8 protein-coding genes are annotated in these 13,035 nt (G+C 52.2%); all 8 read left to right on the plus strand.

Going from position 1 to position 13,035, the window contains the following annotated elements:
• Positions 1 to 2 precede the first annotated feature (2 nt).
• The 8 genes from ACTJJJ_RS01610 (at position 3) to ACTJJJ_RS01645 (ending at position 13,021) form a co-directional block, all read left to right on the plus strand.
• On the plus strand, positions 3 to 1,667 hold the full coding sequence (locus ACTJJJ_RS01610) for a RagB/SusD family nutrient uptake outer membrane protein (protein ID WP_440701252.1): 1,665 nt from the start codon (positions 3 to 5) through the stop codon (positions 1,665 to 1,667).
• 172 nt (positions 1,668 to 1,839) lie between these two features.
• The gene (locus tag ACTJJJ_RS01615) at positions 1,840 to 3,288 is read left to right on the plus strand and encodes a trehalase family glycosidase (protein WP_440701253.1); all 1,449 of its coding nucleotides are present in this window, start codon (positions 1,840 to 1,842) and stop codon (positions 3,286 to 3,288) included.
• Between the two features lie 148 nt (positions 3,289 to 3,436).
• A complete protein-coding gene (locus ACTJJJ_RS01620; protein WP_188931385.1) occupies positions 3,437 to 4,447 on the plus strand; it encodes a GntR family transcriptional regulator in 1,011 nt (336 codons plus the stop codon).
• 6 nt (positions 4,448 to 4,453) lie between these two features.
• Positions 4,454 to 6,037: an SLC5 family protein gene (locus ACTJJJ_RS01625; RefSeq protein WP_426295079.1), complete on the plus strand. Its 1,584-nt coding sequence runs from the start codon at positions 4,454 to 4,456 to the stop codon at positions 6,035 to 6,037.
• A 91-nt stretch (positions 6,038 to 6,128) separates the two neighbouring features.
• Positions 6,129 to 7,250, plus strand: a complete 1,122-nt coding sequence (locus ACTJJJ_RS01630; protein ID WP_440701254.1) for a thioredoxin-like domain-containing protein — start codon at positions 6,129 to 6,131, stop codon at positions 7,248 to 7,250.
• Positions 7,251 to 7,462: 212 nt separating this feature from the next.
• A complete protein-coding gene (locus ACTJJJ_RS01635; protein WP_188931381.1) occupies positions 7,463 to 8,017 on the plus strand; it encodes a helix-turn-helix domain-containing protein in 555 nt (184 codons plus the stop codon).
• A gap of 271 nt (positions 8,018 to 8,288) precedes the next feature.
• A complete protein-coding gene (locus ACTJJJ_RS01640; protein WP_440701255.1) occupies positions 8,289 to 11,453 on the plus strand; it encodes a SusC/RagA family TonB-linked outer membrane protein in 3,165 nt (1,054 codons plus the stop codon).
• Positions 11,454 to 11,473: 20 nt separating this feature from the next.
• On the plus strand, positions 11,474 to 13,021 hold the full coding sequence (locus ACTJJJ_RS01645) for a RagB/SusD family nutrient uptake outer membrane protein (protein WP_440701256.1): 1,548 nt from the start codon (positions 11,474 to 11,476) through the stop codon (positions 13,019 to 13,021).
• Positions 13,022 to 13,035 lie beyond the last annotated feature (14 nt).

Below are 13,035 nucleotides of genomic sequence, written 5' to 3' on the forward strand. Positions count from 1 at the left end.
CGATGAAACCACAAATCAATCATAAAACGCTGTTCGCAGGCATTGCCCTTGCGACTGGCATGTTGTTGATCAGCTCCTGCAAGGATGTGCTCGACCTGAAACCGCTGAATGCCTATTCCGAATCCGACGTATGGACAGATCCGAACCTGGTCCAGGTATATGTAAACGGGATTTATGATCAGACAGTAATGGCTTACAAAGACGGCGGCTTCGGCTGGGGCGCGCAGACCGACGAATTGTACGGTAACTTCAACTGGACCAACGAAAACAGTTACGTGCAGGGCGAAGCCACAGCCGATAACCAAACTGCTTCTTCGCTCAACCGCTGGGGAGATCTGTATGCTTCTGTCCGGAAATGTAATGTATTTCTGAGTAACGCCGGCAAGCTGGACACCGTCGCCAATGGGCAGGTAGTGCGTACCATGCGGGGTGAAGTTCATTTTTTGAGAGCATTGGCTTACTTTGAACTGTTGAAACGATTTGGCGGCGTGCCGCTGATCACCAAAGTTTACGACGTCAACGACAAGGATTTCAACGAAAAGCGCGCGACCTGGACCGAGACGCAGAACTTCATCCTGGCCGACATCGAGCAGGCGACGAAGTTGCTTCCTGCCGCTTATGCCAACGACCTCGACAAAGGCCGGGCCACGATAGGGGCGGCGCTTGCCCTCAAATCCCGTTTGCTGCTGTACGCGGCCAGCCCTTATTTCAATACATCAGGAGATAAAAAGCTGTGGCAGCAGGCCAAGGAAGCCGCCAAAGCGGTGATCGATTTTAAAGGAGCTTCGTATGCGCTGTACGGCAATGCCGGTAATGGAACCTACAATAAGACCTATCTGGATTTTTTCAACCCGGAAGTGATTTTTGCCAGGGTTTACAGCGGTCTGGCCCGTGCCGACCGGTACAATACCGTAAGCCGCGACCTCAGCCCGAATGGTTATGAAGGGTATAGCGCCTATAATGTAGTGCAGCAAATGGTGGACGCATTTGAAATGTCCGACGGGACGCCTTTCAGCTGGACTAACCCGGTGCATGCCAAAAGTCCCTATGCCAACCGTGATCCAAGGTTCTATGCGACGATCCTGGCTAATAATCAGCAGTTCAAAGGCCGCACGACGCAGTTTTTTGAAGGCGGGGACGATTCGCCGCAAAGCCCGTATTCGCCATGGAACGCTTCCAAGACCCGCTATGTGATCCGCAAAATGGTGGATGAGTCCGTCGACTGGCAAAAGCAGGACTACGCGGCATCGCAATGGGTCGGTTTCAGGCTATCGGAAATATACCTGAACTATATGGAAGCCTGTGCCGCACTAGGCGAGGATGGCGAGGCGCTCACTTATCTGAACAAATTGCGTGCTCAAAAGGCAGGTATGCCGGCCGTGATTGCTTCCGGGCAGGCATTGATGGACAAAATCCGGCAGGAGCGCCGCATCGAACTTTGCTTTGAAGGCCACCGGTATTTCGATATCCGGCGGTGGGGTATTGCTGAGACGGGCTCAAAGGATGCATTGGGCGTGATCATCACCAAACAGGCCGACGGTACATTTACTTATCAATCGTCTACGGTCCAGAAACGTACCTGGATTCCCGCGCTGTATTTTTACCCGATACCGCGGACAGAGTTACAGCGCAACCCGGCTTTGACGCAGAATCCGAATTATAATTGAGAGAGGTTGTATTAAATGTCAGCCTGAGCGCAGTCGAAGGCCGGTATCGTGCGGCGCTTCGACCGCCCGGCTACCCCGTAAGCTCAGGCTGACAACCTAGGCACATTTGATACAACTTCATTTTAAGAGGATATTTTTCACAAGATTGTATTTTAATTCAAAAACAAGAATAATGATCAGATTCATCGCAGCTGCTTCCATATGGTTTGCATTTCAGCAGGGCTTCCAGCAGGATTGTATGGCGCAAAGCGAAAGGTTGAGGTTCCGATCGACGGACGCTGCATTGCAAACCGCATTCGACCGGGCCACGGAAATGGCCCTGAGCCACCGCGGAAACCCGGCAGACCCGGTGGGCGACTGGTACGAAGCCGCATTGCCCTCGCGCTTCGCATTCTGCATGCGCGACGTCGCACATCAGAGCATGGCGGCCGAAATGCTTGGTCTCGGCAAGGCCAACAGCAATATGTTTTCTCAATTTGCCAAAAACATCTCCGACAGCAAGGATTGGTGCTCGTATTGGGAAATCAATAAGGAAGGAAAGCCCGCGCCGGCAGATTACCGGAACGACGAAGAATTCTGGTACAACCTCAATGCGAATTTCGATGTGCTGAACGCTGCATGGAAGCTCTATTTGTGGACAGGCGACAAGCGGTACGTCAATGGTCCCGAGTTTGCCAATTTCCACCGGAAATCAGTCCGCGAATATGTGGAGCGCTGGGTATTGCAGCCGGATTCGCTGCTGTCGAGACCGCTTCATCCGAATGCGCTTGCGGGTTATGATGATAAAGATTCCTTTCACCGTTGCCGCGGTCTAGCGTCCTATTCCGAAGGCGTGCACGACCTGAAAATGGGCGTCGACCTGATTGCGGCGCTGTCGCGCGGTATGCAAACCTATGCGGATATGCTTCGCTTGGAGGGTAAAAACACAGAGGCCGCCGCATTTGACAAAAAGGCGGAACAGTACCGGCAGGATATCGAAAACAAATGGTGGAGCGAAAAAGAGGACAAATACTTTACCTATTATTCATCCAAAGGTGCATTTGGCTATACCGAAGGTGAAACTTTCCTGCTCTGGTTCGATGTGCTGAAAGATACCACCCGCACCCGCAAGACGATTGATCAGATCCTTGCGCGCGACTGGAACATCGAAAATCAGTCGTATTTCCCTTATGTACTGGGCCAATATGGCTACCCTGAGCAGATCCGCAGCCAGGTACTCCACCTGACCGACCCGGCCACAAAGCGCCGCGAATACCCCGAGGTGTCCTATGGAGCTGTTCAGGGTGTTGTGCAGGGCATTATGGGTATCGACGCCGATGCACGCGTGAACCGGGTCACTACATTGTTCAACGGACGGGCAGCGGACACGCATACCATTGAGAATCTGCCTGTTTTGCAGCGGAACATATCTGTTACCGAAAGCGTAAAAACCACTTCGTTGCGTAATGCCGGTTCCAGTGCAGTGCAATGGCGGGTGATGTTTGCTGGAAAACATCCGTTTATCATGGTGAACGGGGCCAGAAGGAAAGCAAGCCAGACGGTCGTGAAAGGGTCGCGGACAGCATCGTTCCTGGAAGTGACGGTGCCGGCGGGCCGCGAGGTTACAGCCAGGATTGAGTAATTTTTGGGGTTGTATTAAATGTGAGTATGCTGTCACGCTGAGCGAACCGGGCCTCCTAGCGGGCCCGTACGCTCAGCGTGACAACGAGGTGATACAACCTCTTTATTGAAAAAATAAGTTTTTAGCTTTACGCAGTAAATACCGCCGAATGGAGAGCATATTTGATAAAATAAGGGAATTACGGGAAGTGACATCCTATTCCAAGCATGATCAGATCGTTACAGGGATCATCAATGCCATCGACCAGAAAATCGTTTCACCCAATGATTTGCTGCCGTCGGTCAACCAGATGATCCAGGAACTGAGCTTCTCCCGCGAGACCATACGCAAGGGATACGGAGAGCTGGTAGACAGGGGGGTGGTCGAATCCAAAAACAGGATCGGGTACTACGTTACCAATGCGCAGACGAGCCAGTTCATGAAAGTCGCTCTGATCATGTACAATCTCGATACATTCGAAGAACTTTTTTACCGGAATTTCCGGAAGGAGCTAGGGAGCAAAGTGCATCTGGATGTATTCTTCCATCATGGCAGCGTCGACGTACTCGAAAGCACCTTGTTTCAAATTAAGGGGAAATACGGCATGTACGTGGTGGCGCCTATCCCGCACCGCAAAACGAAGGAGATCCTGGAAACCATTCCCCGTAATAACCTGCTCACTTTCGACCGCTTCGAGCCGCTGGACGGAGACGTAAGCTACATTGCCCAGGAATTCGAACGGTCGACCTACGCGGTACTCGAAACACTTGCGGACAAGATCCGGGAGTTCGACGAGATCATTTTCTATCATTCCCCCAAATCCCTCGACCCGAAAGAGATCGTTTCTTCTTTCAAGCGGTTCCTGCACGACTATTCCATCCGGGGGCAGATCGTGAGCGAGTTCGTACCGGGCTCGGTCGAAAAAGGGAAGGCCTATTTCACGCTCGACAACTACACCATGTGGTCGATACTGAAAGAATGCAAGGGCAAAAACCTTACAATGGGTGTGGACGTGGGGCTGCTGTCGGTCAACGACGAACCTGCCAAGGAGTTTGTAGACATTACCACTTACTCCACCGACTTCGCGCTGATGGGCAAGCTCGCGGGTCAGGCGATCATGCAAAAACAGAAGATCCAGGTGATCCTGCCCAATGTGCTGATCCGGAGAAAAACATTGTGACGGCCCATGCGCGAAAAAGTGGCACTCAGCGGCATCGACGCCGGCATTATCGTGCTCTACCTGGCCATTTTGGTCGGGGTAGGGCTTTATTTTTCGCGGAAGCGCAAGATCGAAACGGCCAACGACCTCTTCCTCGGCGGCCGGTCGTTGAAATGGTATAATGTAGGTTTTTCGATTTTCAGCAGTAATGTGAGCCCGGTCATGCTGGTCGGTTACGGCGGCATGGCCTACACGACCGGCATGGTCGCCGCCAACTTCGATTGGCTCGCATGGTGGTTTCTGCTGCTTCTGGCGATGGTGTTTGTGCCCCATTATTTTGCCACGAAAGTCAGTACCATGCCCGAATTCCTCCTGCGGCGCTACGGGCAGCGGTCATTTACCTTCCTTACCTACTATTCCATGATTTCGACGCTCATCGTATCGGTGAGCTTCGTGCTGCTAACGGGCGGGCTCGTGATCGCGCAAATGCTCGACGTGCCGTTTTGGGTAGCGGCGGTCGGCGCTACCGTGCTGGCAACCAGTTTTACCGCCACGGGCGGCCTCGGAGCTATTGCCAGGACCGGCGTGCTGCAATCGGTGGTCGTGACCGTCGCGGCTGTGATCGTGGGCGTCATCGCCATTGACCGCATAGGCGGAGTGGGCGAGGTAATCAGCCGGTCGCCGAAAGAATTCTGGACGATATTCCGCCCGTCGGACGACCCGGTGTATCCCTGGCATGCGGTACTGCTCGGTTATCCTGTGGTAGGGATCTGGTACTGGTGTACCGATCAGACGATCGTCCAGCAAACCCTCGCCGCCAAAAACATCCAGCACGGGCAATATGGCACCATGCTTATGGCAGCCCTTAAAGCCCTCGTACCCTTCATTTTCCTGCTTCCAGGCATTTACTGCTACATCCTGTTCCCCAACCTCACCAATCCCGACCACGCATACCTGGTTATGACGGCCAACCTGCTGCCCGCCGGGCTGGTAGGCATTACCCTCGCGGCGCTTATTGCGGCGCTTATTTATGACGTCGCCGTAGGCATCAATGCATTCAGCATGGTATTTTCTTTGAATGTTTATTCCAAATTCATCGATCCGAATGCCTCGCAGCGAAAGCTCAGGACTGTCGGGCGGCTGGTGATCATCGGCTCGTCGTTCATTGCTATGCTGATGTCGATTTTGCTGTCGACCGTCGACAAAGGGTTGTTCGACCTCTCCCAAGCCGTAGGAACCTACCTCGCCCCGCCGCTTACCACCGTATTTTTAATGGGTGTGATTTGGAAAAAAGCCACCAGCCGCTCGGCTAACCTCGCGTTGTACCTAGGCTCGCCCCTCTGCCTCAGCGTGGGCATTATGCAGCTGTCCGAATTTCCCCACAAAGCATTCTGGCCGCATTTCATGCTGCTCACATTTCTGCTGACTGCCTTTCTGATGGTTTTCATGACCGTCGTTTCCCTGCTATTCCCTGAAAAAGAAACCGTTTCGTCATTACCGACCCTGGCCGAAACATACGCCTCCCAGCCGCATTACGACCGCAGCAAAGTTTGGCTGGGCTGGGCGTGCATTGGCGTGGTGATGGGATGTTTGTATTTTTTGTTCGGGTAAAATATGTTTTAAATTGATTGGTATTAGGTAGGATGCCCCTTTCGGTGGAACAATGAAGCCGTTATTGATCTGGTCTTTTCAAAATATAGACATGGAAATAAAACTTACCCTTCTTCTGTCTTTCTTGCTGCTCTCGTTCAAGCTGGCAGCGCAGCCCTTCACTGGTAGGCCTTCCGATAAAGTTGAGGTTTATGGTAAATTATCGAACTCGGAAGGCAAGATGATTTATTTCACAAAGGAACCCTATTTTGACAATCATATTAGCGTCGATAGTACTCAGTCCAATGCTTCGGGAAGGTTTGTATTTCGAGGCATTATGACTGAACCCACCCCTTATTTGTTACAAGTAGGGGAACAAGGGGTCCGGTTACTTTTAGAGCCCGGTACGATCCTTATTACTGGGAATGCCGATTCACTGGAACAGATTAGTGTAGCAGGTGCCAGGGAAGAGATAATTCGGCGGATATACCTCGATTCGATGGCGCGGTTCGATGAAGGAATCATGCGTGACCAAATCCTATCGGCAAAATACGGGGGTGACACTGCTAAACTAAAAGTACTGGAAAGAAAACTTTCCGCTATGCGTGCCAGGCAGCGGCAAGTGATACTGGCGCTTATGAAAACCTACCCGTTAGCGGCGAGTTCCATTTATTACACGAGTTATTTCCTGACAACTCATGAAAGCCGTGACCTTGCCATTGCCGACTCTTTGTTGGAGCTGTACGAGAATTCAAAAACGGCACATTACGAGCAGGTAAAACGTCTTCGCAGCTCTTGGGGCACGACGAAAAAGTTAGTACTGGGCGAACCGGTCCATGATTTTGTACAATACGATACGACGGGGCGCGAGGTATTGCTAACCTCGTTAAAGGGCCGTTATCTGCTGGTCGACTTTTGGGCGAGCTGGTGTGGCCCGTGTCGCCAGGAAAATCCTATGCTCGTCGCCATTAGAAAGGAGTTTTCCGGGAGGAATTTTGACATTATTTCCGTTTCACTGGATAGCGATTCCAAGGCTTGGCTAAACGCAATTAAAGCCGATCAAATGAATTGGATGCATGCGAGCGATCTGAAAGGCTGGAAAAATGACGCCGCCCAACTTTACGGCATCCAGAGTGTACCTTTCAATTTTTTACTAGACCCTGAGGGAAAGGTCCTGGCTGTAAACATAAGGGGAGTCGACCTTCAACCTTTCCTTCAACGCCACTTACCATAACACGGTTCGCCATTACCATTTGAAAATCCCCCTGACTAGCCTATTTTAGCCCTAAAAGGTTGGAAGAAAAACAGCGGTTGTTCAAGAATTGCACAAAAGCATAAAATATTTAGAGTTTTCCTTGCTTCGTCGTATTTTCCATCTATATTTGCATTCAACCTTGTTGAATGATATGAAACAAAGCGCCAAATAAGTAAACAGGGTTGAAAATTATGTTGATAGCCGAAGGGAATACGCTTAATATCGGAGACCGGATCAGGATATTGAGAACGAGCCAGAAAAGAACTTTGCAGGAGGTAGCCGATGGAAGCGATTTGTCCAAAAGCATGATCTCCAAAATCGAGAACAACAAGACCGTCCCGTCGGTGGCTGCATTGGTGAAAATCGCGCAGGTGCTGGGGACCAACATTTCCAGTTTGCTGGAAACTGAGGAGTGGCTCAACGCTATTTTCACAGCAAGGCTTACGGCGGAGCAGAACCTGACGAAAACGGAAAAGGGATATTTCATTTACCCGTTCGGTACCGAGTACCATCAGAAGAAAATGCAGCCAATGCTTTTCGTAGCCAAAAAAGGCGAAGTGAAGCAGCACGAGCTTTCCCACGAGGGTGAGGAATTCATTTATGTGATCGAAGGCGAAATGAAAATGACGCTGGGTGATACCGAATACCTTTTGAAGGCGGGTGACAGCATGTATTTCAATTGCCTTCAAAAACACGGAATTATGCCGGTTTCCGATGAAGTAAAGTACCTTGATATTTTCGTATAGTCGTTATCGTTTACGCTTAATTGCCTGATACGCACACCGCATTGACGCGCTTTCAGTGAAAGCGCGAGAGAATCTAATTGCCTGTTTTTTAGTCCGCTGACCCCGTCAGCAACGTTGCCTGCCCTATGCCATAGGGTTATCAGGAATGTATTGTTTTTCAAAAACTTAGTCCGAACAGTGTTTAAAAACTGGCGGAGCATGCTTTGTCCCGACTTTCCGGTAGTCGCTGGGCCTGGTATGATACTGCCTGCACCTTAGCTTTAACAAAATCATGAGAAATGCTATACGATACCCCCGAGGGGGTAACTGGCTGCGCTTTCCCCTGTGGGTCGCAGTCACCCTCCTGATCAGTACAGTGGCTGTCGGTAAGAACAGGTACCGGCCTGAATTACGTCACACAAGGCCCGTCGACAAGGCGGTAAAAGGTAGAATTACCGACGAAAAAGACCAGCCGCTCGTAGGCGTCAACATCGTTGTGAAAGGGACTTCCATTGGGACCACTTCCGACGGGAATGGTAAATATGAGTTGAATAATGTTGTTGAAAATCAGTCGCTTGTGTTTTCCTTTATTGGGTATGTGCAGCAGGAAATCGCCGTGCGTAACCAGACGACGATCGACGTGCAACTCTCGCCCAATGCGGAGCAGCTCAGCGAGGTGGTAGTAGTAGGTTATGGTACGGTTCAGAAGAAGGACCTTACAGGCGCCATCGCTACGATTGCAGGCAAGGACATCGAACAAGGCTCGATCAACACGCCCGACAAGGCATTGCAGGGCAAAATCGCCGGTGTGCAGGTAAACACCAACTCACACGCACCCGGCGGCGGCATTTCGGTGCAGGTACGGGGCACGGCTTCGCTTTCCGCGAGCGGTTCACCGCTGTACGTGATCGACGGCGTGCCGATCAGCAACGGTTTCCAGACGGGCGCCAGCAGCGATGCCGGCTCGTTTGGCGGTAACGCCAATCCGATGAACTCCATCGATCCGTCGGATATCGAATCCATTCAAATCCTGAAAGACGCTTCGGCATCTGCCATTTACGGCTCGCGTGCGGCGAATGGCGTGGTATTGATTACCACCAGAAGGGGCAAAGCAGGCCAGCAGCGGGTCGATTTCGAATATGCTTTCGGCTTGCAGACAATCCGTAAGAAGCTCGATTTCATGAACGCGACCCAATGGGCCACACAGGCGAGCGAGCGAGCGAGCCTGCTCGGGCAATCGCAGGTGTACACGCCTGCCCAGGTGGCCGGTTTTGGCAAGGGTACCGACTGGCAGAGCGAAATTTACAACTCCGCGCCGAGACAGAACTTCAAGCTGTCGTTCTCCGGCGGCGGCCCCAGCGTGCGTTACATGCTCGCCGAAAACGTCACTTTGCAGGACGGGATCATTCCGGGCTCGAATTTCAAGCGATACGGGACGTCCATTAACATCGATGCGGATATCAGCAAAAAGCTGCGCGTAGGGCAGAGCCTGCTCTTTACAATGACCAACGAAAACGTTGTGCCGACCGATACCAAGGGTTACGAGGGCATTTCCAATGTCGTGGACGCCGTGTACGAAGCCCCGCCGACCATTCCGGCCCGCGACGAGCTCGGCCAGGCCACTAACCTGCGGAATTTCCCGATGGGCGGCGGCCTCGAAAACCCGCTGACGATGACGGAAAAATACCGGCAGCTCAGCAATACCATGCGCATTCTCGGCAACATTTACGCCGATTACAGCATTATCCCGGGCCTGGATCTGAATGTTCGCTTCGGCGCCGACATTCGCGACTGGAAATTCCACCAATACTTTCCGATCGGCTCCGAGGCCGCGGCTGGGGCGAACGGAAAAGCCCGGCAAATCGGTGTGCGCAACCTCAATATTACCAATGCGAATACACTGACCTATTCCAAGACTTTCGCAGCCATTCATAACCTGAAAGTCCTGGCCGGGTTTACCTACCAGAAAGAAACTAATGAAACCGTCGACGCCTCGTCGTTTGGTTTTCCGAGTGATATTTTTGAGTACTACAATCTCGGCCTCGGCAGTAGTCCGCAGGCGCCGGGCAGCAATATGAATGAATGGACGCTCATTTCGTACCTGGGCCGCTTGAACTACTCATTGAAGGACAAATACCTGTTCACTGCCTCAGTACGGGCCGATGGTTCTTCCAAATTTGGGGTCAACAACAAATATGGCGTGTTCCCGGCCGTGGCATTTGGCTGGCAGCTGGGCGAGGAGAAGTTCATCCGCGACCTGGATGTGTTCGATCAGTTGAAATTCCGGGCGAGCTATGGCAAAACAGGTAATGAGGCCATTGGCGTTTACCGGTCGCTTTCGCTGCTGGGTACTTCGTTCGGGACGCGCAGCTCCTACATTTTCGGCGGTGCCCGCGTGCCTATCGCATTTCCTTCCAACATCGCCAATCCCGATCTGAGCTGGGAAAAGACAGGCGAGTTTAACGTGGGACTGGACGCCGCGGTGCTGAATGGCCGCCTCAGTTTTACAGTGGATTATTATCACAAAAAAACCACCGACCTGCTCCTCGATGTGCCGATCCCATCGCAAACCGGCTACGGAAGTGTGCTGAAAAACACGGGGGCAATGCTGAACAAAGGTTGGGAATTCGGTATCAATACCGTGAATACCAACGGCAAGCTCAATTGGACGACGAACTTCAATATTTCATTTAATAAAAACGAAATCCTGTCGCTGGGCGGTGCCGAATACCTATATTCCGGCTGGGTAGGCGGTGCCAACGTGAACCCGCACGCCAAAAACACGGTACGGCTTCAACCGGGCCATACCGTAGGCGAGTTTTACGGTTCGGTGTATGAAGGCATCTGGCGTTCGAAAGAAGAAATCAAGGAGGTGGGCACCATGCCGGCCGCCAAGCCGGGCGATATCCGGTATAAGGATGTGAATGGCGACGGCACTTACGATACCGAAAAGGACGATGTTTTCCTGGGTAGCCCGCTTCCCAAGTTCAGCTACGGCCTTACCAACGACCTGTCGTTCGGTCCGTTGAGCCTGCACGTGTTCATGTACGGCATGCAGGGCAACAAGGTGCTGAACCTGGCGGCGCAGCAATACGTGCTGGATGGGATCGGCGTATCGGCCAAGCGCCTCGACCGCTGGGCACCTGAAAATCCCAACGGCAATATCCCCGCCGCGAGCGCCTCGCACCCGCAGCGCGTGAGTTCTTTTCTGGTGGAGGACGGCTCGTTCCTGCGTGTGCAGAATGTGTCGCTGAGCTACAAGATCCCTGGTTTTGTGAGTTTTGTCAAGAATGCGAGGATCGGCATCGGCGTCGATAACCTGGCACTGATCACGAAGTATTCGGGGTATGATCCGGAAGTAAACGCTTTCGGCAGCAGCAATACCACCAAAGGCATGGACCGGTTCGGGTACCCGTCGTCGCGGACCTACCGGGTGGAAATCAAGCTAGGGTTTTAATGCAAAAACATTGAATTGACATGATCCGATTTAAACAAAAACCAACATACCGCGCCGTTGCCCTTGCCGCATTGGCGCTGCTGGGCGGAAGCGGTTGCGAAAATTCCCTGCAAGAGAAAGTATACAGCCAGGTGGCGACCGATGATTTTTACAAAACCCTCGACCAGGCGCAGCTGGGACTGAACGGGGTTTATAACTATCTCTGGAATGATAACTACCGAGACGGACAATGGGTTACCCTCGGCGACGTCACCGCATTTACGCTCATCGGCGGCGGCTCTGCCAATGGTTCGGGCGACCGCTCGGGCATTCAGAACGAATGGAATACCTATTCGTGGACACCCGATGCCGTGGAACTCGTGACAGCCTGGGACTATTTTTACCAGGTGATCAACCGGGCCAACACGCTGATCGATAAGATGGAAGTGGCTGAATTTCAAGGGAAAGAAAAGGTGCTAGGCGAAGCGAAGTTCCTGCGTGCATTCTTTTACTTCAACCTCGTGAGAATGTTCGGCGGCGTGCCGCTGCACGTGAAAGCGACCACCGATCTGAGCGAAGTGGATAAGCCGAGAAGTTCCGAAGAGGAGGTGTATGCACAAATCGTGAGCGATCTCAATGCGTCCGTAACGTTGCTCAGCCCGCTCAACAAGGCCGATATCACCGCCGGCAGGGCTACGGCCATTTCGGCTACTGCATTGCTTTCCAAGGTTTATTTACAGCAACGCAAATGGAAAGAAGCGGCCACCGAGGCCAAAAAAGTACTGGATGCAGGCGTTTTTAGCCTTTTTGAGGATTATGAAAACATCAATAATCCTGATTTTCAGAACGGTAAGGAGCATATTTTCTCCATTCAGCACGGGGGGAATGGCAACAATACCTCGCAGATGTACCAGACGCGGATGATTTACCTGTTCGGCCCGCCCGCGCAGACGGTCAACGGTGTGAATGTACAGTTCCATGTGCTTAAAGACCTGGTCATTTTTCAGGCGCGGAAATCATTTTTTGCTGAAAGCCCTGACACTTACCGCAAGTGGCAGTCGGTGCGCCAGAAAATGCCCTATTATTACAAAAATGGTACAAAGGAGCTCGTCCGCGACACGGTTACGATGTACGCGCCATTTTTGACCAAGTTTCACCGGATAGATTTTGCCACCGGCTACCTTAAAGAAGGCGTAAACTATCCACTGATCCGCTACGCTGACATGCTGCTCACCTACGCCGAAGCGACCAATGAAACCGATGGGCCGACGCCCCAGGCATTCGAGGCGCTCAACCAGGTACGGCGACGGGCAAGGGCAGTGGGTACGGCTTCCGAACAACCCGCGACGGTTTATCCCGATTTGAAAGGGTTATCGAAAGAAGAATTCCGGAATGCGGTGCTCAAAGAGCGCGCGCAGGAGTTTGTGGGCGAGGGGCATTACCGTTGGGACCTGATCCGGCACAACCGCCTGATCGCTACTGCACAGGCGAATGGCGTTACCGCCGCAGCCGAGAAGCATAATCTTTTCCCGATACCCACCCAGCAGATCAGCCGGAACAGCCAGATTAAACAGAATCCCGGATATTAATTTTTACGCTTAAC

It is taken from the genome of Dyadobacter sp. 22481 (genome assembly GCF_052044875.1).
In the GTDB taxonomy this organism is placed as follows: Bacteria; Bacteroidota; Bacteroidia; order Cytophagales; family Spirosomataceae; genus Dyadobacter; species Dyadobacter endophyticus.